We start from the raw sequence: 26,083 nt of genomic DNA, 5'->3' as shown, positions 1-26,083 counted from the left end.
GATCCTTCTTGTTACGATCCTTCTTGTTACGCCCATTCTCGTTTCCAAGAAGATTAATCCTTGCGTTGCGGCACCACAACCACCTGCGTCCGCGAGAGCAAATCTGGCCAGGTACGCTGCTCAGTATCAAACTTCAACCAGAGATAGCCCAAGCCCAGACAGCTCCATGACAGCAGCCCACCAATCAAGCGCAAGAAGGTCTGACGCGGATTCACAGGCTGCCCATCCAGCGTCTGCACCCGAATACGCCACGCCAGCATACCCAGCGTTTGGCCTGTCTTATGCCAGAAAAAACCATAAAACAAGAAGGGCACCATCCAGACGAGGATTTTAAACAGCGGATGCTCATTCGCCTCACCGCCTGTTAAAGCCACCCCGATAAATCCCGCCAACACAAACAAAGCCGCGAGCAAGAAGAGGTCATAGACCATGGCCGCCAAGCGACGAAACAGGCCCGCTGGATAGGTCTCATTCAGATGATCAAAGTATCTTGCCATAGGGTTTATCCACTCTCTTTATCAATAATCGATGGTCTGCAATGCATGGGTCGGTGATGCCAGTTGTCTGTAGGTCTTAAGAAACCTCTGCTTAAGGAGCCTCTGATTAACGTCATGAGCGCAGGTCAGGGCAGCATTCGCTCCATACGAATTGCTGCACTTCCTACATCCATGTAGGTCGCAAGGGAAATTGGACGAAAAAGCGGAGTTTACATGGAGTAAATGAGCATTTTGAGACCAATTTCAACGCAGCATCACCCAGCGCAGTAGTGAATCAGAGGTTTCTTAACCGGTACGATAAATCTGCCAGCCACCCCAAGCAGCGCAAAATCCAGCGGGGATCAACACCGCCAAGATCGGTGGAAAGCCCCACAGGAGCGCGGCAGGTCCAAGCAGGTCCTGAGCAAACTTCACCGATAATCCAATTAAAATACCATGAAAAACGCGTGTACCCGCCGGAACAGAGCGCAAAGGCCCAAAGGTAAAAGAAGCACCCAGCAGAACCACGGCAAACACAGTGATCGGTAACAGGAGCTTTTGCCATAAGGCGAGCCAATAGAAACCACTTGGCTGTCCCCGCGCCTCTAAATAGTGTGCATAGTGCCACAGGCGAGTTGGGGGCAGATCTCGCGGGTCAAAAGCCTGCAGGGCAACAAATTCAGGTGCTATCGGCACCGGCCACACCAGACTCGACAGGCGCTCTTGCTGAAGCTGCTCTGGATCTAGCCGCAGCCGCTGCACATCGCGCAACACCCAGTGGCCTTCCTGCTCCTGCCAATCAGCACGCGCAGCAGTGATACGCTCGCTGAGCTGCCAGTTGGCATCCAGCTGATAGATGGTGACGCCAAGCAGCTGACCATCATCGCGCGCCACCTGAATGCGATAAAACTGATGCTCTTCTTTCAGCCACAGATCCTGCGCACTGCTGACACTGGCCCGCTGCTGGCCGGTTCTTTTTTCCCAGCGATAGCTTTCTGCAGCCTGCACCCACTGGAGGAGCACAAATTCACTGGCCAACATCGCCACCAGCAACAACACGGCTATCGGTTTGGCCGCTTGCCAGATCAGGCGCGGAATCGAGACACCCGCAGCTCGCATCACGGTGAGTTCACTGGTCGAGGCTAGGCCGCCCAGCCCGACCAGCACACCAACCAAGGCCGCAATAGGTAAAAAGAGATAGAAGCGCTCAGGAAGACGCATCAACATATAGATGATCGCCTCGAAGAGCCCATAATCACCGCGTAAGCCGCCCAGCTCATCCAATAAGGAGAAGACCAGATCCAGCGTCACGATCACCAACAACACGGCCAGACTGGCGAACAAAACCGAACGGCCAATATATCCACCTAAGAGCCTCATGGTTTGAGCACCTCACGACGCCAGCAGAGGAAGAGTCCCAGTGCCAGAAAGGTCAGATGCAGGCTCCATAAACCGGGCCAGATGGGCCAGCTTTCTTTCATCATCATATCTTGCAAGGACATCAGACCACCCAAATAGAGCATCTGACATAACAAAACTGGCAGCAGGGCCATAAAACGCCCCTGACGCGGATTCACCTTGGTCATTGGCAAGGCCACAAAGACCATCACCAGCAGCATGATGGGCAGGGCCAAACGCCATTGCCACTCCACCTGAGCCTCGATTGAATCCTGGCCCAGCAGAGCATGGAAGGGCAGCATACTCACCTGCTGCTGAATATGCGGTGGCACATACTGGCTGACTCTTTGTGCATACTGGGCAAAATCCAGCTGCATCAGCGAGAGATCAGTAGAGGGCAAGGTATAACGCACCCCCTCTTGCAAGACCAAAAACCGGCTACGCGTTTCAGGCTCCAACTGTTGAAAACCCCGCTGAGCGACCACCAGTGTTTCTTGCTGATCCCGTGTTTCCGCCAGCAGCACTTGATGCAATAGCTGTTGATCATCACTTAAGCGATCAATATAAACTGCTTGTGAGCCAATCGCCGTAAATTGACCTGGGCTGATGGATTCAAACCCAGTGCGACTACGCTGCTCTTCAAGCAAGCGAGCGCTGGCTTCTTGTGTCCAAGGTGTTAAGTAAAAGCTGCCGACACTCGTCAGCCCTGCCAGTAACAGCGCCAGCACAAAAGCAAACTTCAATAGCTGACGCTGGCTGACACCGCTGGCCTGAATCACCGCCATTTCACTTTGCATATACAAGCGGCCAAAAGTCAGCATCAAAGCCAGAATAAAACTGAGAGGAAGGATGAGCTGCGCCGCATAAGGCATATAGAGCAAGGTGAGATGCCCCAGAGCATCCAGAGAAATCCGCCCCGAAGCGGCACGACCCAGAAAACGCGCAAAACGGCTGCCAACAATCACTAACAGCAGAATACTGGTCACGGCAGCGGTGGTCAGCAGTATCTCGCGTCCAATATAGCGATAAAGAATCAAACAGCTCTCCTGCAAACAGACGATGCATTTCTTGAATAAAGCCATTATCCTACAGGAGCCTTAAGCTTGTCTTTAGACAAGGCCAAAATGCCAGCAATTGATGGTTTTTTCTCGTCCTTGTTCACACCTTAGATGGAGCAGTTATGAATTTTAAACTGGTGACCCATTCTCCCGCACTGACAGAGACCGCCTGCGTGGTGCTGCCTGTTCTGCAAGATGGGAGCCTGACCCAAAGCGGTGAAGCCCTCAATAAGGCCACCGAATCACTGATCAGCCAAATGATTGAACGCGGTGATTTTCAGCCCAAACTGGGGCGCACTTTTTTACTGCCCTTTGCTCCTGGTGCCGAAGCCCAGCGTATTCTGCTTGTGGGTATGGGTGAAGCAGAAAAACTGACTGGGCAAAAGTTTCGTCAAGCCTGCCATGCTGCCTATCAGCAACTGGCTCAGCTCAGCGTCCATGATGCTCTGCTGACCCTGGCCGATACCCCACTGAAAAATCGCGATACGGCTTGGAAGCTGCGCCTGATGGCCGAAGAAGCCGAGACCAGCTTTTATCGCTTTAATGAATTCAAAAGCCAGCCGACCCCAGAGCAGCTGCCTGCTGAGCTGGCCTTCTACTGGCCAGATAATCAAGAAGCCAATGAAGGCGAGACCGCACTCAAGCAAGGGCGCGCCATAGGCCAGGGCAAGAATCTGGCCCGCACACTGGGCAACCGCCCCGGCAATGTGTGCACCCCGATTCATCTGGCCGAAACAGCACTGGAGCTAATCGGTAAGGACCCTGCGTTTAGCAGCAAGATTCTGGATGAAGTCCAGATGGCTGAGCTGGGCATGAACAGCCTGCTGTCGGTCGGCAAGGGCAGTGATCAACCACCGCGATTGATTGTGGTGGAGTACCAAGGCGCAGAAGATAAAGAAGCCGCACCGCATGTGCTACTCGGCAAGGGCATCACCTTTGATACAGGTGGCATCAGCCTGAAGCCGGGCGAAGGCATGGATGAGATGAAGTTTGATATGTGCGGTGCTGCCAGTGTTCTTGGAGCACTCGAAGTCGTGCGTCAACTGCGTCCACGGCTGAATCTGGTCTTTATGATTGCCGCTGCAGAGAATATGCCTTCAGGTCGTGCCAGCAAACCGGGTGATATTTACACTACCTTATCCGGCAAAACCGTTGAAGTGTTGAATACCGATGCCGAAGGCCGCCTGGTGCTCTGTGACGCGCTGACCTATGCAGAGCGCTTCAACCCTGCCACGGTAGTGGATATCGCCACCCTGACCGGTGCGTGCATCATTGCTCTTGGCCATCACGCCACAGGCCTGCTCAGCAATGATGACCAGCTGGCTGCCGCGCTTTTAGAAGCGGGGATCGATGCCGAAGATCGCGCTTGGCAGCTTCCACTGTGGGATGCCTACCAGGAACAGCTGGACTCCAACTTTGCCGACTTGCAAAATATTGGTGGACGGCCTGCGGGTACGATCACAGCGGCCTGCTTCCTCTCGCGTTTTGCCGAGAAGTTCCGCTGGGCGCATCTGGATATCGCTGGCACCGCCTGGCACTCAGGCAAGCAAAAGGGGGCAACAGGGCGTCCCGTCGCCTTGCTGGCTCAATATCTATTGGATCTTGATGCCGCACTATGACCCAAATTGATTTCTATCTGCTGCCGGGGGATACCCCTGGCAGCCGCCAGCATTTTGCCTGCCGTTTGATCGAAACCATCTGGAAGAAGGGACACCGCGTCTATGTGCACTTGGCGGATCAACCCAGTGCAGAGGCTTTTAGCGATATCCTGTGGCAATTCAAACCTGAGGCTTTTATCCCTCATGGCCTGCTCGGTCAGCATCCCCCTTCTCCTGTCGAGCTGGGCTGGCAGGCTGAACCTGGCGATCACCACGACGTACTGCTCAATCTCGACCTTAAAACGCCAACGCATTTTTCACGCTTTGAGCGCGTGGCGGAGATTATTGACCAAGATGAGCAGATCATGCAGCCAAAGCGCGCAGCCTGGCGCTTTTATAAGGAAAGGGGCTACCTGATTCGTAGCCATGATATGCGCCACTAAGCCCATCTTCAGAGGTGGGCTACCCAACCCTTACGAACGCGAAGCAGGCTGGAGCTCGGTATAGATCACATCGAGCAGATCCTGCTCGTCATCTTCATCGGCCGCCTCCCAGCGCAGATGCGAGTTCAGCATCCAGCCACCCTGAACGAACAACACCGGATTATCGACTTCCAGTTTCCGCATCGCTTGGCGCAGCTGTTGAATTTGCTGCTTCATCGCCAGATCACCAGGATACTCCCAACCGGCTTTTTCAAGGGTAGCGACGGTCTGTGCAAGTGTCAGCTTGCCACCCACAGGCAAACGGCACAAGGCCAACAAAAAAGCCGCCATCATTGGATGTAGCTCAAGGCTCAGCGCCCCACGCTGAACATAGGGTGGATGCAAACTCAGCTCAACAATAGCATCTGACTTCATCGTGAATCCTTATCCCTCTTCTGAATCCTGATTATTCACAAGGCACAACAGGTAACCGGCTTTCCTTGCTCAATGGATCAGGTCTGCCTTGCATCCCGCTATCATACAGGGCAGAAGAGGCCGACGCGAAAAAAGAAATCGATAAAAAACGCCCACCCCGCCAAGTTACAGCAGAGTGAGCGCATGAGATCAAACTCTTGAAGCGTTGCTTAGACTTCCTCTTGCGTCAGCGCATTAAATTCGACCCCCTGAGCTTCGATATAGCGCCGCAAGCGCTTGAGAGCCTCAACCTGAATCTGACGCACTCGCTCACGCGTTAAGCCAATTTCCACACCTACTTCTTCCAAGGTCGTGGCTTCATAACCACGCAAGCCAAAGCGGCGACACACCACTTCACGCTGCTTCTCGGTCAGCTCATCTAACCATTTCTCAACATTATTGCAGATATGATCGTTTTGAACCTGATAGAAGGGATTACTGGAGCCTTCTTCACAGGAGAGGGTTTCGAGCAAAGGGCGATCTGCGCTTTGTCCTGCAGGATGATCAAAAGAAGTGCTGCGCTCATTTAAACCACTGAGCTTCTTCACTTGATCGACCTTAATATCAAGATGGGCAGCGATTTCTTCAGGCGTGGCTTCATGATCCAGCTTCTGAGCCAATTCTCTTGCGGCACGCTGATGGGTATGCAGCTCCTTCACAACATGAATGGGAAGACGCACGGTACGCGTTTGGTTCATCAAGGCGCGCTCAATGGTTTGCCTGATCCACCAGGTCGCGTAGGTCGAGAAGCGAAAACCCCGCTCAGGATCAAACTTCTCCACAGCACGAATCAAACCGAGATTGCCTTCTTCGATTAAATCCAGCAGAGAGAGGCCACGGTGGTTATAACGCCGCGCCAGTTTGACCACCAGACGCAAATTACTTTCTATCATTTTATTGCGCCCAGCTGGATCACCCTGCCGCGCGAGACGTCCATAATAGACTTCTTCATCAGCGGTCAGCAGCGGTGCAATGCCGATTTCGTTCAAATAAAGCTGGGTGGCATCTGGCGCACTGCTTTGTGCTAGTGCTGTTTTCTCAAGCGCTTGTTCAAAGGCCTGATCATCGCTGATTTCATCCTCATCAAGCAGAGCGGTGGTTTCTGTTTCATCCAGCTCTTCTAATGAGATGTCTTCTGTCTCCAATGCAGATGAGGAAAGATCGGCTACTTCATGCTCTTGATATGGAGATGGGCGCTGCGTTTTTGTTCTTGGCATCGTCTTCTTCCTCTCACTTGGTAACAGTACGCAAGAAACAGCAAGAAACGTGCCGTTACCTAAGTTAACGATCTGGGCGCTTGGCGTGCAAGCCAAATCACCAGTCCCCACCCCATTATCATCATCAAGATGACAGAAAAAAGAAAATTTGGACCAGCTGTCACTTGACTGTAATGCCAGGGCAGTAACAGATGTGTTTCCAAAGGAATCATCTGGCCCTCATCCGTCAAGCGGTAACGGCTCAGCAGCTGCCACGGCCAGAGGTGCTTCAGTGATGCCACCACAAAACCAAATAAAAACGCAAAGGTTGCATAACGAAAACGAGCAAAGAGCCAGCCCAAAATCTGCGCAAAAGCCAATAAGCCTGCAATGCCCCCTAGCGCAAAAGCGCCAAGCAACATCCAGTTGACATCACGCACGGCCTGCAACAAAGGTGCATATAAGCCCATGATCAACAACAAAAAGCTACCCGATATGCCGGGCAGGATCATGGCGCAGATGGCAATCATACCTGCCACAAAAAAAGTCAGCGGTGATAAGTCGCCTAGCGCTGGCAGCAACCAGGCTAAACTCAAGGAGAGCAGGCCTCCCAAAAAGAGCAGCAGTAAATAGTGCAGCTTCCACTGGGGGACTTCACGGGCCAGCACCAGTGCGGAAGCACTGACCAAGCCAAAAAAGAAACCCTGTAACGGATAAGGATAGTGGGCTAGCAACCAAGAAAATAAATGCGCAAACAGAGCCACACTGGTCAGAATGCCCGCCAGCAGCGTGAACAAAAAGAGGGCATCACAGGCCTCAAGCACCTTTTTGATGCCTTGCTGATGCCAGAGCGGCAGCAGGCGCGGATGAATAGCTTGCAAAGCGTGGATCAAACGCAGATAGATCCCGCTGATAAAGGCGACTGTTCCGCCAGAAATACCGGGCACTAAATCCGCTGCGCCCATCAACATACCACGAAGAAAGATCTGTATTCTGCTCATCAAGAGGTCGCCTGTACAGGACGCGAGCCTGAAAGAAGAGGGACAAAGTGAACGTCTTCAAGTTGTCGCTCGATCAAGCGCCCTTGTTTCTTATCTAACACACAGAGTTTTTGCTGTTCTCGGCCTAAAGGCAGAATCAAGCGCCCTCCTTCTGCCAGCTGCTCTGCCAGCAAAAAGGGCAGATCAGCCGCTGCGGCGGTCACCAGAATGGCATCATAGGGAGCATGTTGGGGCAAACCGATCGAGCCATCAGCAAAAGCGACCGTCGCGTTATGCAGCTCTAGATCTGCTAAACGCTGGCGGGCTTTCAAGAGTAGCGGTTCAATTCTTTCAAGACTCCATACCTTTTCAACCAGGCAAGCCAGCAACGCACACTGAAAACCTGAGCCAGTACCAATCTCCAGCACCTTGCGCGGTTTGACTTCCAGCAGCAGTTCCGTCATCCGCGCCACGATATAGGGTTGGCTGAGTGTCTGCCCTAAACCTATCGGCAGGGCTGTATCTTCATAGGCACGATGCGCCAAGGCCTCATCTAAAAAAAGGTGGCGTGGCAAATGGCTGAGTGCTTCCAGCACACGATAGTCACGAATCCCCGCTTCGCGCAACCGCTGCACCATCCGGTTTCGTGTACGCTGAGAGGTAAAACCTATCCCCCTTAGCTGGGGGTTGAATTGCAAAAATCCAGCCATTGTTCAACCTGATCAAGATGGGTGTGACGGGTCATATCAAACTGAAGCGGTGTGACTGAGACATAGCCTTCTGCGATGGCATGAAAATCTGTCCCTGGCCCACCTTCTGCCGCTTCACCTTGTGGTGCAATCCAATAGCGCGTTTGGCCGCGCGGATCTTGGGTGGCTATCGGTGGAATGCTTGGATTACGATGGCCTAAGCGCGTGGTGCGATAGCCCTTCAAGGCAAACAAAGGCACATCTGGAATATTGATATTCAATAGGCTGCGTGCTGGCAGATTCAACAGCTCAGGGTGGGCCAGATATTGGCTCACCAGCTGATGCACAACTGCAGCCGCCGTGGCCCAGTGAGTTTCACCGGCTAATGAAATCGCCAGCGCTGGACGCCCTAAAAAGCGGCCTTCTGTGGCAGCCGCGACCGTCCCAGAATAGAGCACATCATCCCCGAGATTAGCACCATGATTAATACCTGAGATCACCAGATCTGGCTGCACCTGCATCAAACCATGCAAGGCCAGATGCACACAATCTGTCGGTGTACCATCCACTGACCAGTAACCAGGTTCGACCTCACGCGGCAACAAAGGACGACTCAGGGTCAACGAATTACTCGCGCCACTATGATTGCGATCCGGTGCCACCACGGTGAAATCAGCCACGCCTTGCAAAGCCGTGGCCAGCGTCGCCAGGCCAGTGGCATGAATACCATCATCATTGGAAAGCAGTAGATGCATGTTTACTCCTGATGCAGGTCAGCCGAAGGCCGCAACTGGGCATCTTCAGCATGGAGAAGTTCTGCCAGTACCGCTGTAGCAAAGCTGCCAGCGGGTAAGGCAAAGCTCAGTTGGAGTTGATCATCAGTCAGGCTCCAGTGAGGATCGATCAAGCCAACACGCAAGGGGCGCGGTTCAGTTCTTAATCCCTGTGCAGCAAGAAAAGCACACTCAGCCGGATAGCGCGCCTGCCACTGATCATACTGCTCAGCCATCTGCCCCTGTACAGGATAGCGCCCAGCCCCAACTAAAGGCCCAGCACGATCAAGATCGCCTTGATCAAGACGGGCTTGTAAGGCAGCAGCGTCTTCATCCAACTGGCTAGTAAAAAAGCTGCGGCTGGCGCGCAAACAAAAAATATCGCCAGAGTAGGCCTGATTCCAACGCCCAGCACGCAGCTCTTGTGCTAAAAAATCATTAAACAAAGCACTGCGCAAAGCGGAGAGGGCAAAGCTTTTTTGTTGCCGCTTGAGGGGGCGACCTTCCATCAGCTGCTGCGCCAGATGCAGGTTACGGCCAGCGACACCAAAGCGCTGTGGCCCAAAGTAATTCGGCACACCTTGAGCACAGAGCTGCTGCCAGCGCTCGGCTAACCAGATGGCGCGTTGCTGCTGCTCCACCTCGTTGGATAGGGGCGCTAAAGTCAGACGCAGCACAAAGCGATTCTGGCGATGGGTGCCGCGTTTGAGCTTGCGTGGATGGCGCTGACAAGCCAAAACCTGCCAACCCGATCCAGATAAGGCTGCCGCTTCAGGCGTAGGCTGACCAGCCAGGTGCAAGGAAAACCATTGGCGCGTGATGGCAGTGCGATCTTTAATCCCAGAATAGCTGACCTGCTTAGGATGGATCTGTGCCAAGCGTGCCAGCTGCTCTGCGACATAGGCCGTGCTCAGGTTGTTTTTTTCTACCCAGACAAAAACCTGCTCCCCCTGCCCCTCTGGCTCGAATCCCAGCTCTTCTTCCACCACAAAATCGGCTGGCTGCTGACGATACAAGGCGGTATAGGGCAAGGCGGCAAAGGCACTTGGCCAGCGTGCTGGCAGTTCAAACATCTGTGGCTGGCCGTTCTGTCAGCAACACCACCGCCTGCGCTGCGATGCCCTCTCCTCGACCGGTAAAGCCAAGGCACTCCGTTGTTGTGGCCTTGATATTCACTTGATTGCATGCCACTTGCAGGTCATCACTCAGACACGCCTGCATGGCGGGGAGGTGCGGTGCCATTTTGGGTGCCTGAGCAATAATCGTCATATCGGCATTCAGCAACTGATACCCCTGCTGATGCATCTGCTGCACAACTTGTCGCAACAGACGGCGGCTGTCGATGCCCGCAAAAGCAGGATCGGTATCAGGAAAATGCTGACCGATATCCCCTAAACCTAGCGCGCCCAGCAAGGCATCGCATAGAGCATGAATCAGCACATCACCATCAGAGTGAGCCACAAAACCACGATCAAAAGGTAACTGAACACCACCAAGAGTTAAAAAGCTGCCCTCTCCAAATGCATGCACATCAAAACCCTGACCTATTCGCATGATCTGTCCTTCTGTTGAGCCAGTAAAAATTCGGCCAAGGCCAAATCTTCAGGATGGGTAATTTTGATATTATCGCGCCGCCCGATCACCAGCTGAGGCTCGAGGCCACTCCATTCAAGCGCAGAAGCTTCATCAGTGAGTGTCGCTCCCGCTGCCAGCGCGCGCTGTAAGGCGCACCTCAGTGCTTGATAAGGAAACATCTGTGGCGTTAACGCCTGCCAGAGGTGGCGGCGATCCAGTGTGCGCGCCACCGTCTGTTGTGCCGTGGCTTGTTTGAGCGTATCGGCAAGCGGACAAGCCAGTAGACCACCGATTGGCGAGGCCTGTTGTAGCAAACGCTTGAGATCAGCAGCATCCAGACAAGGGCGCGCGGCATCATGCACCAGTACCCAATCCTCGGCTGCAGCATGGGGCTGGAGATAATCTAAAGCGGCCAACACCGAATCCGCGCGCTCAGCGCCACCCTGCGTTGTCATCAAATCCAGCTCAGGTGCCGCCTGCTCTAGCTCAGCACGACAGGCTGGCCACCAACGATCATCTGGATGCAGCGCCAGAACCAAGCGCGCCTGAGGGAGCAACTGATGACAACGCAGCAAGGTCGTCGCCAATAAGGTACGCCCTGCCAACTCAAGATACTGCTTAGGGCGATCCGCTTGCATACGCTGACCTATCCCGGCAGCAGGGACGACCCACCAATAGTTCATTCTTGCGGCTCCGGTGACCAGATCAATTGACGCTCAGGTTGACCTATCAGCCAGTAGAAGGTCTCTCCTGAGCCAAGCATGCCCAGCTCAGTGCGTGCACGTTCTTCCAGCGCATCCAGACCATCTTTCAAATCCAGCACTTCGGCATGCAGGCGCTCATTACGCAGTCGCAGCTGCTGGTTATCCGCTTCTTGACTCTGAACACGATGCGAGAGCTGGTAATACTCCACCAGACCATTCTCGCCCAGCCACAAACGCAGCTGAGTGATCAGTAAAAGTAGGCTAAGAAGATAAATCAGAGGTCGGGTCATACTGGCCTGTTGGGCTGGTGAGCTTAAAGCCCTGATTATACGTTTTAATACAGCTCTTCTCTAGCAGCATGGCGGCGCAGCCTTCGATCAAAAAAGCCACCTCGAAAGGTGGCTTGATCTGACAACAGCGCTTTGGATATTCAGGTGCAGCCAGAGTTACTGGCCCTTGATCGCCTGACGACCAGCATAGGGTGCGCGGCTACCGAGGATTTCTTCAATCACCAGCAGACGGTTGTACTTGGCGACACGATCAGAACGGCACAAAGAGCCAGTTTTGATCTGACCCGCAGCCGTACCCACTGCCAAATCTGCAATGGTCGCGTCTTCGGTTTCACCAGAGCGGTGCGAAATCACTGCTGTATAACCAGCGTCCTTGGCCATCTTGATCGCATCCAGCGTCTCAGTCAAAGAGCCGATCTGGTTGAACTTGATCAGAATCGAGTTGGCGATACCTTGATCGATACCCTGCTGCAGAATTTTGGTGTTGGTCACAAACAGATCGTCACCGACCAGCTGAACCTTGGCACCCAGCTTCTCTGTTTGGATCTTCCAGCCCGCCCAGTCTGACTCATCCTGACCGTCTTCAATCGAGACAATTGGGTAATCTTCACACAGCTTGGCCAGATAATCGCTAAAGCCTTCGGCGCTAAACACCTGACCTTCACCGGCGAGATCATACTGGCCGTTTTTGTAAAACTCGGAAGAAGCGCAATCCAGTGCTAGCGTAATTTCATCGCCTAGCTGATAGCCAGCATCCGCCACCGCCTGCTTGATCACCGCCAAGGCATCCGCATTCGAGGCCAGGTTAGGCGCAAAGCCACCCTCATCACCAACTGAAGTGCTCAGCCCCTTGTCTTTCAGTACTTTTTTCAACGCATGGAAAATCTCTGCACCAGCACGCAGAGCTTCGGCAAAGGTTGGTGCGGCAACAGGCTGAACCATAAACTCTTGAATATCGACGTTATTATCAGCGTGCTCACCACCGTTGAGGATATTCATCATCGGTACAGGCATAGAGTAAACGCCCGCAGTCCCATTGATCTCCGCGATATGCTCAAACAGCTCTTGGCCTTTAGCGGCAGCTGCGGCTTTAGCGGTCGCCAGAGACACCGCCAGAATCGCATTCGCGCCCAGCTTGGCCTTGTTTTCTGTGCCATCCAAATCCAGCATGATCTGATCGATCTGACGCTGCTGTGTCGCATCCTGGCCGAGCAAAGCATCACGAATCGCACCGTTCACATTGGCAACGGCTTGTAGCACACCCTTACCCAAATAGCGCTTGGCATCGCCATCACGCAGCTCGAGCGCTTCACGCGAACCTGTTGAGGCACCAGAAGGGGCACACGCACTGGCTTTAAAGCCACCTTCTAAAGTCACATCTGCCATCACGGTCGGATTGCCGCGTGAGTCGAGCACTTCACGTGCTTTGATGTCGATGATTTTTGCCATGAGAAGAAATCTCCACAAGTTTTAAAGTCAGCCAAACACAAGAGGTTGTGTCTTAGCAGGTTAAAAACGCAGACTGATGTCGAGCTTAGCGAATCTCTAACGCAGGCAGAGATTTCACCAGATCATCGACGGCCTTCATCTGTACTAAAAAGGGTTCAAGTTGATGCAAGGGCAAAGCTGACGGACCATCACACTTGGCCTGATCAGGATCTGGATGGGCTTCTAAAAACAAGCCAGCCAAGCCTTGACTCATACCAGCGCGGCCAAGCTCAGCCACTTGATGGCGACGACCACCACTGGCAGCACCACTGGGATCACGCATTTGCAATGCATGAGTCACATCAAAAGTCAGCGGCGCATTGTGCGTCACTTGCTTCATGACACCAAAGCCGAGCAGATCCACCACCAGATTGTCGTAACCAAAGCAGCTGCCGCGCTCGCAGATCAAGACCTGCTCATTGCCTGATTCAACGAATTTAGTCCTCAGATGTGCAACCTGACCTGGCGACATAAACTGCGGTTTTTTAACATGAATCGGCAGGCCAGTACGCGCCAAGGCCTGAACCAGATCTGTTTGGCGCGCGAGAAAAGCGGGAAGTTGTAAGCAGTCGAGCACTTCGGCCGCTGCGGCCACCTGATCAATTTCATGCACATCGCTGATCACTGGCACACCAAAGGTGGTTTTGATTTCTTCAAGCAGGCGCAGCCCAGCCTCTAGGCCAGGTCCACGAAAGGAATGGATGGAAGAACGGTTCGCCTTGTCGTAGCTGGCTTTAAAAACGTAGGGAATGCCCAGCTTTTGTGTCACCGTGACATACTGCTCGGCAACCTGCAAAGCCAGATCACGCGATTCCAGCACATTCATACCACCGAGCAGCACAAAAGGTCGATCATTAGCCAGACTCAGCTGGCCAAGGTTGATCTGCTGCATCAGGCTCATGCTGAACCTGCTTGCTTGCGCTGAGCCTTATGATCTAAAGCGGCTTGGACAAAACCAGTAAACAGCGGATGTCCATCACGCGGCGTCGAGGTAAACTCAGGGTGGAACTGACACGCCACAAACCAAGGGTGATCAGGCAGCTCAACCATCTCGACCAGTGCCAGGTCTTCACTGCGGCCAGAGACAATCAGGCCCGCTTTTTCAAGATCGCCAATAAACTGATTGTTCACTTCATAGCGATGACGATGCCGCTCAACAATATGCTCTGCGCCATACACGGCACGCGCTTGGGTGCCTGGTTGCAGATGGCACACCTGACCGCCCAAACGCATGGTACCGCCTAGGTCGGAATTGGTATCGCGGGTTTCAATCTTGCCCTCAGGTGTCAGCCATTCGGTAATCAGACCAACGACGGGATGCTGAGTGTCCAGAGTAAACTCGGTTGAGTTGGCATCGGCCCAACCTGCCACATGACGTGCAAACTCAATCACCGCGACCTGCATACCCAGGCAGATACCCAAATAAGGAATCTTGTTTTCACGCGCATAGCGGGCGGCCAGAATCTTGCCTTCTACGCCGCGCTCGCCAAAGCCGCCGGGGATCAAAATGGCATCTTTATCAGCCAGTCGATCTGTCCCCTTACGCTCGATCTCTTCTGAATCGATATAGTCGATTTCAACCCGCGTACGTGTCTTGATGCCCGCATGACTCATCGCCTCAATCAGCGATTTATAGGCATCTAGCAGCTCCATATACTTGCCGACCATCGCGATCTTGACCGTTTTTTGCGGGTTCAGCTTGCCATCGACCACCTGCACCCATTCGCTCAGATCAGCGGCGGGGCAATCGAGGCCAAACTTTTGCACCACGATATCATCCAAGTTTTGCTCATGCAGCATGCTCGGAATACGATAAATGGTATCGGCATCAGGTAGCGAAATCACCGCATTTTCATCAACGTTGGTAAACAGCGCGATCTTGCGTCGCTCGTTAGCTTCGATCTCGACATCAGAACGGCAGATCAGAATATCTGGCTGGATGCCTATCGAACGTAGCTCTTTCACTGAGTGCTGGGTGGGTTTGGTTTTGGTCTCACCCGCTGTTTTGATATAGGGCACCAGAGTTAAGTGCATAAACAGGGCGCGCTGCGATCCAACCTTGACCCGCAGCTGACGAATCGATTCGAGGAAGGGCAAAGACTCGATATCTCCCACGGTGCCGCCAACTTCAACCAAGGCGATATCATAACCGGCTGCGCCTTCTTCCACGCGGCGCTGAATCTCATCGGTAATATGCGGCACCACCTGGACTGTACCGCCAAGATAATCACCACGGCGCTCTTTGCGCAGCACATGCTCGTAGACACGGCCAGTGGTGAAGTTGTTTTTTTGTGTCATCCGTGAGCGGATAAAGCGCTCATAATGCCCCAGATCCAGATCGGTTTCTGCGCCATCTTCTGTGACAAACACCTCACCATGCTGGAAAGGACTCATGGTGCCCGGATCAACATTGATATAAGGGTCGAGCTTCATAATGGTGACTTTTAAGCCACGCGCTTCCAAAATGGCTGCCAAAGAAGCTGAGGCAATACCCTTGCCCAAAGAAGAAACCACACCGCCAGTCACGAAAATGTAACGTGTCATGAAAACCGTCCGCAAATAGATCTGCTCTGATGAAACACCAGAAAATAAAGTCAGGGGGGAAAGCGCTTAAGATGGGAGACTAGTCTAACAGAAGCCCTTAAAAAAACAAAACCCCAGCACTAGGCTGGGGTTTCATACTTTGTCTCTCGCTGAATGTTCAAGCATCAAGCGAGAGAAAAGGTTTGGGGCTTACCAACGGTAAGCAGCACCGACAGTCACAGCAGCAGTGCCGTCACCATCTGCATCTTTAATAGCAGAGACATCATCATTACCCAGAGCGAACTCACCGTAAACAAGGAAGCCCTCGCCGAGGTTGTAATTCGCACCCAGAGCAAAGTCAACACCAGTATCATCACCGTCATCTAAGAAGGCAACCACGCCATAGATGCTGCCTGCGCCATAGTTATAACCTGCAGTCAGGTTAATAACTTGCTCCAGAGCTGCTTTATCGTGGCTTTCGAAGACCAAGCCAACGTTGAACAAATCAGTTGCGTAGTTGGCAGAGATAGCCATCACAGCTTCATCATTGTTAGCACCAAATGCAGCGTAACCACCGTCACCATCATTCATGTCATAAGCAACAGCAAAACGCAGTTCAGGGGTTGCTTGATAGGCAGCAGCCACTTGGAAGTTGAATACTTCATCGCCAGAAGCAGAATTCAGCGCATCATTGTTTTGCGACTCGTCTGAAGAGTAATGCTTAGCCGCCAGACCAAAAGTGAAACCGCTGAACTCTGGGCTCAAGTAAGCGATAGTATGGCCCTGACCGTTGCGACCGCCACCGTCAACACTGGTAAAACCCAGGTTTTCCATGATATCCGCTTGGCTAGTCACAAAAGAATAAGTTAATGAATCAAAGTTACCTGCCATCACGCTACCGAAACCACCGCGCACACCCAGGTAAGAGTTGCGAACAGCCATGTGCTCTTCACCGATAGCTACAGCAACATTTGAATCGTGACGAACACCTGGATTGAAACGGAACTCAACGTTCGCAAAACCTTCTAAACCGTGGTTGAGTTGACGATCAGCAGAAAAACCAAAGCGTGAACCGTTGTTCTGGATGTTGTTTTCACCGTCATAGTTCATCAGCTCGAGCTGAATTTTACCATAGGTCGAGAAAGAACCAGTTTCAGACTCATACAGAGTCACAGCTTGAGCAGAACCAGCAGCCAGTGCAGCGATAGAGGCAGCAATCAGCGTTTTTTTCATTGACTTAACTTCCTATTTGAGTGGATGAATCCTAAGGATACATCTGACGGTTATTTTCCAAGGGGTTAACCGAGTCAGAATTCTTTCGCCCCCAAACCTTAACCAAGGCTTTTCAAAATTGCAATGCTTTCTCTACAAGGCCTCTTCAATTTTCATCACCATTATTGCTATAGCTCAGTAAAGAAATAAGAATATCGACCAGGACTTCAAAAGCACTGACTTTTCAGCAGCCAACAACCTGACTAAAGGCAGGTTTTTAGCTTAATGCAGCCATCCAGCATAAAACATGCCAGAATACACTTTTACTCGATGAGGAAGATAATGAACTGGGAATCCCTAGCCACTACCACTGAGTTAGCAGAAGGCCAGCTACTGATTTGCACCACCAGCGCGGGAGATGAAGTCTTACTGACGCGTCTGCAAGGGGCTGTTCATGCCGTTGAAAATGCCTGCTCCCACGATGGGCGCAGTTTTGAAGGCGGCTGCATTGAAGGCGATGGCCTTTTGGTCTGTCCCCGTCATGGTGCACGCTTTTGTCTACGCACCGGAAAAGCGCTCACGCCACCTGCCTATACCGACTTGGAAACCTACAGCGTCAAAGAAGAAGAAGGGCGTATTTTTATCCAACCTCTGGATTAGATCGACCTTCATCCCGCTGACCCAAGCTGCCAAGGGAGCATCAGCTCAACTTATACTCAGCATCAGACAAGACCAATACGCATCGGCTGACTCAGGTGGTCGAGGCGAAACTGATTAAACTCGCCATAAGCGCGCAGCAGCTCCACCAACTGGGCTTTTTGCTGGCCTTGGGGCTGCTGCAGCTGAATCCGCATCCCCTCATGAAAACTCAGGCGCGGCGCCAGCACACTGGCAGCAATCCCCAGCACAGGCAACGCAGGTATCAGAAAACCTGGCTGCCAGCTCACGGCCTGATCAAAAGAGCGCGCGGGCTTGATTTCGCAAGCCACAGCACGACTGGTTAATAGCTCAACACCAAACTCTTGGTGCTGGGTGCGCGGTTTGACCCAGCGAATCACACCCAGCTGCCAACCCTCTGCTTCTTTGACCCCCACCAGCTCGCCGCTGCGTAGTAAAGCAGGTGAGTCACCGCTGGGCCAGATGAGGCCATATCCCGTCGCACTGGTGTTGCTCTTATGGACCAAATGCAACTGAGCGGCTTGTGCAGATGGTGCCTCCGGCTGCCCTTCTTTAACCCAGTTTAATGTGCTTGTACCCGTTGCGAATCCGGCTTCAGCCACGTCAGCAGCAGCACCCCAAGGATCGTCATCATCGAGAGCTAATGCCAAAAAGGGATTAGTTTTTTTTGGGCTGAGCGCTGGAGCTGAGGGCGCTTGATCCTGCCAGCAAAGATGCGTCGCCCGCCAGCCCAGGCTGATTTCCAGTACGCCTGTCACACTCAAACGGGGAGCTCCGCGCTCTGTTGGCGGACTTAAGCAAGCACATAAATGCTGCTGAACGCGCGCTGGAAGACGCCCCTCATGCGCCTCTTGACTCAGATGACGCGCTAGCAGAGCCGCAAGCGCCTCTGTCTGCAGCTGATAGCCTTTTTCTGGCTGTACCATAACGCGCCGCTGAGGACGATATCCTTCTTGTGCCAAGGCCACAAAAACAGCTTCAGCCTGAACCGGTTGGGTCATTTTGATCAGCGGCGTGGCACGCCCCAACCAGTCAACAGCCACGAGCAGCTCATCTGCACGCAGATTTTCAGGCTGAATCAAACCCAGTACCAGCAGATGAATATAAGCTGCCTCACAAGAAGCAGGGGCACTCGTCTGCACACTATGATTTTGTAAGCGACTCTGACAAGCCAACTGATAAAAGACCTGCAATTCTTGCCAAAAAGCATCACTTAACGGCAGGGCATGTAAACAGCTGCGCACCAACAAGGATTTGGGCAGCTCCAAACAACGATAAAGGCTTGGCAAGAGCAACTGGGCGAGCTCACGCGCAGCCAGTTGATGACGCATCGCCAGCAGATCATTCACTGCACGCTGATACCCTGTCAGCAGACCTTGCTCAAGGCGTTGCGCAACAGCCGCATCCTTGGCTCTTGTCAGCAAAGGCAAAAGCTGTTGACTGGTATGGCGCAATGCATCCAGCCAGCGCACTCGCTCTGGTGCAGCAAGCTGCAGCTGATTGAGCTCTGTCAATAGCCCCGCTAAGGCTGGGGCGACCCCTTGCGGATAAGCCAAGGGTTGCTCTGCAAGCCAGGTTTGCAGCGCCGCAAAATTCGACTCAAGATCACTCAACTGGGTCAGCACCAGAGGTGGCAGGGCAACAGGAATCAATGTCATGCTTTATCTCGTTGAAAAGGGCCAACCGAGAGGCGTTTTACTCGGCTGCTCTGGCTGCTCACGCACCAATTTGGGGACCAGGAAACCCGGCAGGCAACTGAGCAGTTGTTGATAAAGGGTTTCGATCTCAGTGGGCGATAAGGCAAAATGTGCCGCACCCTGAACTCTGTCTAACAAGTGTAGATAATAGGGTAGAACACCTGCATCAAAAAGTCTTTCCGATAATTCAGCCAGCACCAGCGCAGAATCATTAATGTCTTTTAAGAGCACGCTTTGATTGAGTAGCGTGACGCCCGCTGCGCGCAACGCCTGAAGACGCTCGATCAAACGCGCATCGAGCTCTTGCGGGTGATTAATGTGCAGTACAAAGACCAGCTGACTGCGCGTGCTCTTCACCCAAGCCAGCAGATCATCATCGATTCGCTCTGGAATCGCCACCGGAAAACGGGTATGCAAACGCAGACGCTTGATGTGGGGCACCGCATCCAATGTGGCCATCCAACGCGCCAAGTGCGCATCAGGACTGCTCAACGGATCACCGCCAGATAAAATCACCTCATTGATTTCAGGATGAGCCTGCAAATAATCCACAATCGCCTCGCGCTGCTGCCCCCCCGGCTGATTATCACTATAAGGAAAGTGACGCCGAAAGCAGTAACGGCAGTGGAGTGCACAGGCCCCGGTAATCGTCAACAACACCCGACTGCGATACTTATGAATCAAACCTGGCAGAGGATTAAAAGCCTGCTCCTGTAGCGGGTCTGGCACATAGCCTTCTGGCGTTTCCAGCTCGGCACTCAGTGGCAAGACTTGCAAGAGCAAGGGGTCATCCAAGCGCCCAGGCTGCATACGCTCCACAAAGGCCTGCGGCACCTTGAGTGCAAAATGCCCTGCTTGTGCCTGTGGATGGATCTGCGCCGCTAAAGCCTGGGGGTCCAGCGTAAGGCGCTCAGCCAGTTGGTCGACTTGGGTAATGGCCTGTTTAAGCTGTTCACGCCAGTGGAGCGAAGCGTGGCTTTTGAGTATCATAAGCGGCTGTATTCCTATTGTGGTCTTAGCAGGGCTTCTGGTGCGCTCACCTTAGCTGCCCGCGAGATTGTGGCCTATCTATTGAAAGAGAAGAAACTATGGCGAACTTTGCAACCAACGAATTTAAAGGCGGCCTGAAGGTGATGCTGGATGGCGATCCTTGCTCGATGATCGATATCGAACACATCAAGCCAGGCAAGGGTCAAGCCTTTACGCGGGTGAAGTATCGTAACCTGATGTCTGGCCGCGTCGGCGAAAAAACCTTTAAATCCGGTGACAGCGTAGAAGGTGCGGATGTCATGGAAGTCGATATGGAGTTTCTCTATAGCGATGGTGAGTTCTGGCATTTTATGAAAACTGACGGCTCTTTTGAACAGCTGGGTGCCGATGCCAAAGCTATGGGCGAGAGCACCAAATGGCTCAAAGAGCAGGAAGTTTACACTGTCACCCTGTACAACGGTGCGCCGATTAACGTCACCCCACCCAACTTTATTATTCTGCCAGTGGAAGAAACGGATCCCGGCCTGAAAGGCGACACAGCACAAGGTGGCTCCAAGCCAGCCAAGCTCCCAACAGGTGCCGTTGTGCGTGTTCCTCTGTTTGTTAACGAAGGCGATTTGCTGAAGATCGACACGCGTACCGGCGAATACGTCAGCCGTGCCTAAGTCTGTCCTTGCTTGGCCGCCAGGGGCAACTCTGGCGGTTTTGCAGCAACGCGCTCAGCTGACTACGGCGGTCCGTGATTTCTTTGCTCAGCGCCAGGTGCTCGAAGTCCATACGCCGATTTTAGGACGTGGCGGCAGCACAGATGCGCATCTTGCCAGTTTAAGTACCCAGCTCAGCGGCCTTGCTGAACCTGTCACCCTCTACCTGCAAACCTCCCCTGAATTTTTCATGAAGCGCCTGTTGGCGAGTGGAAGTGGTCCGATCTATCAGCTGGGGCCTTGCTTTCGTGATGGTGAAATCAGCTGGCGGCACAATCCTGAGTTCTGGATGCTGGAATGGTATCGCCCAGGCTGGACTTTGGCAGAACTAGAAGCTGAATGCTGCGCGCTGGTGGATCAACTACTGGGGGCCGCCCCTTATCGTCGTCTGACTTATCGTGAAGCTTTTGTGGCCACACTGGGGCTTGATCCTTTTCAAGCCAGTCTTAAAGCGCTGCGCGATGCTGCACATCATTGCTCAGACATTGATGCCCAGCAACTGGATCGCGATGGCTGCCTCGATTTGCTCATCAGCCATCAGATAGAGCCTAGCTTTCAAGGCCAGAGGGTGGTGCTGTATGACTTTCCTGCCAGCCAGGCTGCACTGGCACAGATTCATCAAGATGCGCAAGGCGATGCCGTGGCAGCGCGTTTTGAGCTGTATATCAATGGGATCGAAATCGCCAACGCCTATCAGGAACTGACCTCAGCACAAGAGCAAGCGGCGCGCTTTCACGCCGATCAACAGCAACGCGCTCTGCTCGGCTTACCCGCCGTACCAGTGGATCAACATCTGCTCGCCGCACTTGAGGCCGGTCTGCCTGAATGCAGCGGTATTGCCTTGGGCTTTGATCGCTTGGTGATGCTTGCTTGCAACACTGCTTCTTTAGATGCCACCCAAGCCTTTAGCGTACAGCGTTGTTGACCTGCATTAAGTCACTGCGGGCCACCCTATTGAGCGGTCTGTTGCCAAGCCGAACACTCTTCGCCTGCCTCACCTGAATGGCACAAGAAGCCCCTGAGTCTACTCATGGGGATGTTTAGACATGAAACCTTTGGCTGTCTTGACGCAGGCTTGCAGCCAGCTTTTTCAAAGCATCTGAGGCCTGTGCTGTTTCTCGCGCCTTATGGGTGACTTGATCTATCCCCAAGCTCAAATCCTGGACCGTGTAACCTAGCTGATCAACAACCAGCGTTTGCTGCTCTGTTGCACTCGCGATCTGTTGATTCAGACTCAAAATTTCTCCGGTATGCGCAGCAGATTGTGCTAGAAGCTGCCCCATCTGCTCTGCCCCTTGGCTATTTTGCTGCGCAAAATCGGTGCAGGAGCGCATTGAAAGCAAGGCTTGCTCAGCTTCGGTCCGAAAAGCCTGCATCTTGTCATGAATACTCGCTGCGGCCGTGTGCGAGCGACTGGCGAGCGTTCGCACCTCATCAGCGACCACAGCAAAACCTCGACCATGATCTCCAGCACGCGCGGCCTCAATTGCGGCATTCAAGGCCAGCAAATTGGTTTGCTCTGCAATCTCACTAATCATCGTGAGGATCTGATCGACCTCTGTGGTATTGCTATTGAGCTGCTCAACCAATTGCGCCGCCTGTTGAATATGATCATCCAGCCCAAAGACCACCTGCTGACTTTGTTGCATTTGTTGCTGCCCAAACTGGGCCTCTTCTGCTGCGGCACCGGCTTTGTCCGAAGCACGCAAGGTATTTTGCGCCACCTCGCGAATGGCTGTACTCATTTGCTCTAGAGCCACCGCCACCTGATTAGTATGTTCAGCCTGCTGATCACTCGCTGTTAATAACAGGCTGCTGGTTTGATCCAAGTGCTCGGCAGCAGCCAGCAGCTCATGAGTGGACTGGCTTTGGCGTGAAATCAGCTGTTGAAAACGGGCCACCATATCATTGAGTGCTGTGCCTGTTGCGGCCAGCTCATCTTGACCTTGCACCTGCGTCCGTAAAGTGAGATTACCGCTGGTTTCGATCTGATGTGCAATCGCCTGAATATGCTGCAAAGGCCGGATGACCCAAGCACGGCTAAACCACCAGGCGAGCAGCAAACTCAGCGCCCAGGCAGCCATCGAGACCAGAATAAAGAGCGTTTTCAGCCCATGGAGGCGCTCAAAAGCCTCATCTGCTTGTGCCGTGATCGCCAGTTTCCAACTGGTTCCGGGAATCGTGAGGCTGCTGGCCAGACTCAAACCAGCAGTGGAAGGCACTTCGACAAGCTGATCTGGCGTACGAAATAAAGTATCCAGCGCTGCCGCACGCGCAGGGTTTGGATCATCCATTAAATTCATTTGCTCCAGCACTTCTTGAGGCCTTGGGCTGGCAATCACCTGACCACGGGCATTCACCATCACCGCACTGCCTTGCGTACCAAAGCCCAGATCTTCTGTGAGCTGGCTGAGAAAAGTGGCATCCAGACGCGCGATCAACACCCCCTGCACACGCTGTGTGGACGCATCACGAATCGGGGCAGCCAGCATAATGACCGGCTTATTAATGACGCGACTGATGATCACATCCGAGACATTGGCCTCACCTGCCAGCGCGCGCTGAATATAGTCACGGCTGGCTAAATCCGCCGTATTGCCTTCTGGATAATGCGCTACACCCTGTGGCGTCACCCATCCCATACCCAGATACCCCAAGCGCTGTGTAGCCTGAGTTAACTCGTGCAAACTGGCATCAGACAAGGTGAGCAGATCTGGGTGGCGTGCTAACTCACTGACACTGGCCAGATGCATCTGCATGCGACTTTGCACTACCTCAGCGGCATTGTGGGCAATATTCACCAGCCCCTGCTCGACCTGCTCATGAACGGCTTTCGTTGATTGCCAAATCGCAAGCGCACCTAAGGAGGCGCTCACAGCAAAAAGCAAAACAAAGAAAATCAGCATTAATTTACGACTGACACTCAAGCTAGCGATCCACATTCCTGTCATCCTTTTCCAATCATCGAAGCTTACGAACGTTTAAAGATCACCCTCGAATAAAATGACCTTTTTATGACAAGGGTTATTATGCCAGTCACAAAAGAGAACACAGAGACTTTTCCCCTGCTCACGACTAAAGTCTGACTAACTAGACCTAGAGGTAAGAATCCATCGATTTTCGTATTTGCAGCATGCTAATATAAAGGCGCAATAATGATGATCCCCTTTTATTTAGGAGCCCGCCCCATGCTTGCACAGCTCTCCATGAAACAACGCCTCTTGCTCACAATTTTACTTCCGCTTCTTATCGGATTTTTATTGCTGGGTACATTAGTGACGCAGCAACTCAATAGCAGCGTGCCACAGATGATTGAAGATGGCAGTCGCCGCCAAGTTGAAGCACGAGGGGCCGAGGTAGGACGTTGGGTTGAGGGTTATCGTATGTGGCTCAGAGCACTGGCCTCAGCTCAGGAGCTACAGCAGGCTTCTAGCCTAAACGAAATCGAATCCTGGCTCGCTCATCAACAGGCTGGTGATGCCGCAGTTGAATCCCTGTTTTTTGCGAATCGCCAAGGTGATGCGGTGATTCATAATGGCCACTATGCCAGCATCGCGAGCCGCGAATATTTTCAAGATATCGTGGTTCGTGGCCGTTATGATCGCGTGCTCACCAACCCGATTATTTCTCTCGCCACACAGCAGCCGGTGGCGGTGATTGCCGAAGTGGTGCGCAATGCTCAAGGTGAGCGCATCGGCATGATGGGGATTTCTCTTTCGATGGAGGAGCTCTCCAATATTGTTGGCAGCCTAGCGATGGGCCAAGGCAGCTACGGCTGGGTCGTTGATGGCAGCGGCATGTTGGTGGCCCATCCAACACCGGCCGCGCGGATGCAAATCAATGTCACCGATGCAGACCGTCAAGGTTATCAAGGACTGGATGCGCATGGCCGACGTATGATTCGCGGTGAATCTGGCATGGGCAGTATCCTGAATCTGCAAGGCGAGCCGATGACCATGATCTGGCACCCCATTCCACAAACACCCAACTGGAGCATTGGTGTCTCAGTACCCAGTGACACCTTTACCGCGACCACACGAGCCTTACTGACCAAAATCGTGTTGGTGATTCTGGCCGTACTACTCATCCTGATGCTGGTCATTGCTCTGGTGGCTCAGCAGCAGGTGAAACCTATCCAACGCATGGTTGCGCGGATGAAGGATATTGCCGAAGGTGATGCTGATTTAACACAACAACTGCCTGTCACCAGTCGTGATGAGTTAGGTCAGCTGGCCGATGCCTTTAACCAGTTTATCGCCAGTATTCGTCAACTAGTCAGTGATATCACCCATACCGCACACGAATTGACGCTGAATGCAGAAAAGGTAGAGGCCGCCAGTCAGAGCATGGGCCATGACATGCAGCATCAACAAGGTGAGGTCGATCAGATTGCCGCGGCCATGAATGAACTGGTCGCCACGGTTGAAGAGGTCGCCCGTCATGCTCAGGATGCCTCTTTAGCCGCACAGCAAGGTGGCGAAGAAACAACAACAGGATCCACTCGTGTTCAAACTGTGGTGAGCTCTATTCAGCAACAAGCCGCCATCATCACCGAAACAGCGGCTGAAGTTGAAAAACTCCAAGAGTCGGGGGAGCAGATAGGCCAAGTCATGGACGTGATTCGAGCGATTGCTGAGCAAACCAATCTACTGGCACTGAATGCCGCGATTGAAGCCGCACGCGCTGGGGAAGCGGGCCGAGGTTTTGCCGTGGTAGCTGATGAAGTACGCACCCTCGCGGCACGCACACATGAATCCACAGAGCAGATCCAGGCTACGGTAGATCAGCTACGCAACCGAATTACAGTCGCCGTGAATGCTATGCGCTCCAGCAACGAGCGCTCAGCAAAGACAGCAGATGATGCACAGGCTGCTGGCGATGCGCTCGCGTCGATCACTGACGCGATCAACAATATTGAAGGTATGAATATTCAGATCGCCTCAGCAACCGAACAACAAAGCGCGACAGTGGATGAGCTGAACCGTAATTTAGAGCGTATCGTCGAACTCAGTGGCGCGACTGGCTTAGCCGCATCTGATGTTGCCAGCAGCGGCGCTGAACTGAATCAAGTTGCACAGCAGCTCCAGAATCTAGTGAAGCGTTTTAAAGTCTAGCGCTGGCGACATCTCTCCAACAAGCAGCCTATCTCGCGCGGATA

The 26,083-nt window shown here is 53.1% G+C and carries 25 protein-coding genes; 6 read left to right on the top strand and 19 right to left on the bottom strand.

What is annotated here, in order from left to right:
• Window positions 1–53 precede the first annotated feature (53 nt).
• The 3 genes from V6U78_RS00730 to lptF form a co-directional block, all read right to left on the bottom strand.
• A complete protein-coding gene (locus tag V6U78_RS00730; RefSeq protein ID WP_405336102.1) occupies window positions 54–497 on the bottom strand; it encodes an RDD family protein in 444 nt (147 codons plus the stop codon).
• 285 nt (window positions 498–782) lie between these two features.
• The gene (lptG, locus tag V6U78_RS00725) at window positions 783–1,856 is read right to left on the bottom strand and encodes an LPS export ABC transporter permease LptG (protein ID WP_405336099.1); all 1,074 of its coding nucleotides are present in this window, start codon (window positions 1,854–1,856) and stop codon (window positions 783–785) included.
• Window positions 1,853–2,911, bottom strand: coding sequence for an LPS export ABC transporter permease LptF (lptF, locus tag V6U78_RS00720; RefSeq protein ID WP_405336096.1), 1,059 nt, complete (start codon window positions 2,909–2,911; stop codon window positions 1,853–1,855). The genes lptG and lptF overlap by 4 nt, the downstream gene beginning before the upstream one ends.
• 143 nt (window positions 2,912–3,054) lie before the next feature.
• Between lptF and V6U78_RS00715 the strand changes: the two genes are divergently transcribed.
• Both V6U78_RS00715 and V6U78_RS00710 read left to right on the top strand, forming a co-directional pair.
• A complete protein-coding gene (locus V6U78_RS00715) occupies window positions 3,055–4,551 on the top strand; it encodes a leucyl aminopeptidase (protein WP_405336093.1) in 1,497 nt (498 codons plus the stop codon).
• Entirely contained in the window at window positions 4,548–4,973 is a 426-nt protein-coding gene (locus tag V6U78_RS00710) for a DNA polymerase III subunit chi (protein WP_405336090.1), read from the top strand. Before V6U78_RS00715 ends, V6U78_RS00710 begins: the two co-directional genes overlap by 4 nt.
• Window positions 4,974–5,003: 30 nt before the next feature.
• Here the strand turns inward: V6U78_RS00710 and V6U78_RS00705 are convergent, their stop codons facing one another.
• From V6U78_RS00705 to V6U78_RS00645, 13 genes are all read right to left on the bottom strand, one after another.
• On the bottom strand, window positions 5,004–5,387 hold the full coding sequence (locus V6U78_RS00705; protein ID WP_405336088.1) for a hypothetical protein: 384 nt from the start codon (window positions 5,385–5,387) through the stop codon (window positions 5,004–5,006).
• A 209-nt stretch (window positions 5,388–5,596) separates the two neighbouring features.
• Entirely contained in the window at window positions 5,597–6,643 is a 1,047-nt protein-coding gene (rpoS, locus tag V6U78_RS00700; protein ID WP_405336085.1) for an RNA polymerase sigma factor RpoS, read from the bottom strand.
• A 59-nt stretch (window positions 6,644–6,702) separates the two neighbouring features.
• Window positions 6,703–7,623 (bottom strand): DUF368 domain-containing protein, encoded by a 921-nt coding sequence (locus tag V6U78_RS00695; RefSeq protein ID WP_405336083.1) that lies wholly within the window; start codon window positions 7,621–7,623, stop codon window positions 6,703–6,705.
• Window positions 7,623–8,312 carry a protein-L-isoaspartate(D-aspartate) O-methyltransferase gene (locus V6U78_RS00690; protein WP_405336080.1) on the bottom strand — a complete coding sequence of 230 codons (690 nt, stop codon included), beginning with the start codon at window positions 8,310–8,312 and terminating at the stop codon, window positions 7,623–7,625. The genes V6U78_RS00695 and V6U78_RS00690 overlap by 1 nt, the downstream gene beginning before the upstream one ends.
• Window positions 8,279–9,046 carry a 5'/3'-nucleotidase SurE gene (gene surE, locus V6U78_RS00685; protein ID WP_405336077.1) on the bottom strand — a complete coding sequence of 256 codons (768 nt, stop codon included), beginning with the start codon at window positions 9,044–9,046 and terminating at the stop codon, window positions 8,279–8,281. Before surE ends, V6U78_RS00690 begins: the two co-directional genes overlap by 34 nt.
• Window positions 9,047–9,048: 2 nt before the next feature.
• Window positions 9,049–10,137, bottom strand: coding sequence for a tRNA pseudouridine(13) synthase TruD (truD, locus tag V6U78_RS00680; protein WP_405336074.1), 1,089 nt, complete (start codon window positions 10,135–10,137; stop codon window positions 9,049–9,051).
• Window positions 10,130–10,618 carry a 2-C-methyl-D-erythritol 2,4-cyclodiphosphate synthase gene (gene ispF / locus V6U78_RS00675; RefSeq protein WP_405336071.1) on the bottom strand — a complete coding sequence of 163 codons (489 nt, stop codon included), beginning with the start codon at window positions 10,616–10,618 and terminating at the stop codon, window positions 10,130–10,132. The genes truD and ispF overlap by 8 nt, the downstream gene beginning before the upstream one ends.
• Complete coding sequence (gene ispD / locus V6U78_RS00670) at window positions 10,609–11,322, bottom strand: 2-C-methyl-D-erythritol 4-phosphate cytidylyltransferase (RefSeq protein ID WP_405336068.1); 714 nt, start codon at window positions 11,320–11,322, stop codon at window positions 10,609–10,611. The genes ispF and ispD overlap by 10 nt, the downstream gene beginning before the upstream one ends.
• The gene (gene ftsB, locus V6U78_RS00665) at window positions 11,319–11,633 is read right to left on the bottom strand and encodes a cell division protein FtsB (protein WP_405336065.1); all 315 of its coding nucleotides are present in this window, start codon (window positions 11,631–11,633) and stop codon (window positions 11,319–11,321) included. Before ftsB ends, ispD begins: the two co-directional genes overlap by 4 nt.
• Window positions 11,634–11,789: 156 nt before the next feature.
• Window positions 11,790–13,082, bottom strand: coding sequence for a phosphopyruvate hydratase (eno, locus tag V6U78_RS00660; RefSeq protein WP_405336062.1), 1,293 nt, complete (start codon window positions 13,080–13,082; stop codon window positions 11,790–11,792).
• Window positions 13,083–13,167: 85 nt separating this feature from the next.
• Window positions 13,168–14,013: a 3-deoxy-8-phosphooctulonate synthase gene (gene kdsA, locus V6U78_RS00655; protein WP_452312083.1), complete on the bottom strand. Its 846-nt coding sequence runs from the start codon at window positions 14,011–14,013 to the stop codon at window positions 13,168–13,170.
• A gap of 5 nt (window positions 14,014–14,018) precedes the next feature.
• On the bottom strand, window positions 14,019–15,665 hold the full coding sequence (locus V6U78_RS00650) for a CTP synthase (protein ID WP_405336055.1): 1,647 nt from the start codon (window positions 15,663–15,665) through the stop codon (window positions 14,019–14,021).
• 189 nt (window positions 15,666–15,854) lie between these two features.
• Window positions 15,855–16,877, bottom strand: a complete 1,023-nt coding sequence (locus V6U78_RS00645; protein WP_405336052.1) for a porin — start codon at window positions 16,875–16,877, stop codon at window positions 15,855–15,857.
• Window positions 16,878–17,198: 321 nt separating this feature from the next.
• On the opposite strand from V6U78_RS00645, the gene V6U78_RS00640 reads away from it, so the two are divergent.
• On the top strand, window positions 17,199–17,516 hold the full coding sequence (locus V6U78_RS00640; protein WP_405336049.1) for a Rieske (2Fe-2S) protein: 318 nt from the start codon (window positions 17,199–17,201) through the stop codon (window positions 17,514–17,516).
• Between the two features lie 62 nt (window positions 17,517–17,578).
• On the opposite strand, the gene V6U78_RS00635 is transcribed toward V6U78_RS00640, so the two are convergent.
• The gene (locus V6U78_RS00635) at window positions 17,579–19,192 is read right to left on the bottom strand and encodes a hypothetical protein (RefSeq protein ID WP_405336046.1); all 1,614 of its coding nucleotides are present in this window, start codon (window positions 19,190–19,192) and stop codon (window positions 17,579–17,581) included.
• 3 nt (window positions 19,193–19,195) lie between these two features.
• On the bottom strand, window positions 19,196–20,221 hold the full coding sequence (gene epmB / locus V6U78_RS00630) for an EF-P beta-lysylation protein EpmB (protein ID WP_405336043.1): 1,026 nt from the start codon (window positions 20,219–20,221) through the stop codon (window positions 19,196–19,198).
• A 98-nt stretch (window positions 20,222–20,319) separates the two neighbouring features.
• Between epmB and efp the strand changes: the two genes are divergently transcribed.
• Window positions 20,320–20,886 carry an elongation factor P gene (efp, locus tag V6U78_RS00625; RefSeq protein WP_405336040.1) on the top strand — a complete coding sequence of 189 codons (567 nt, stop codon included), beginning with the start codon at window positions 20,320–20,322 and terminating at the stop codon, window positions 20,884–20,886.
• Window positions 20,879–21,850: an EF-P lysine aminoacylase EpmA gene (gene epmA, locus V6U78_RS00620; protein WP_405336037.1), complete on the top strand. Its 972-nt coding sequence runs from the start codon at window positions 20,879–20,881 to the stop codon at window positions 21,848–21,850. The genes efp and epmA overlap by 8 nt, the downstream gene beginning before the upstream one ends.
• A 115-nt stretch (window positions 21,851–21,965) precedes the next feature.
• Here the strand turns inward: epmA and V6U78_RS00615 are convergent, their stop codons facing one another.
• Window positions 21,966–23,867, bottom strand: a complete 1,902-nt coding sequence (locus V6U78_RS00615) for a methyl-accepting chemotaxis protein (protein ID WP_405336034.1) — start codon at window positions 23,865–23,867, stop codon at window positions 21,966–21,968.
• Between the two features lie 246 nt (window positions 23,868–24,113).
• Here V6U78_RS00615 and V6U78_RS00610 point away from each other — a divergent pair, with 246 nt between their 5' ends.
• A complete protein-coding gene (locus V6U78_RS00610; RefSeq protein WP_405336031.1) occupies window positions 24,114–26,039 on the top strand; it encodes a methyl-accepting chemotaxis protein in 1,926 nt (641 codons plus the stop codon).
• Window positions 26,040–26,083: the final 44 nt, after the last annotated feature.

The sequence above is a fragment of the Marinospirillum alkalitolerans genome (assembly GCF_045055655.1).
Taxonomy (GTDB): Bacteria; Pseudomonadota; Gammaproteobacteria; order Pseudomonadales; family Halomonadaceae; genus Marinospirillum; species Marinospirillum alkalitolerans.
The sequence above is the reverse complement of the archived record's forward strand: the minus strand, read 5'-3'. Positions and strand labels throughout refer to the sequence as shown.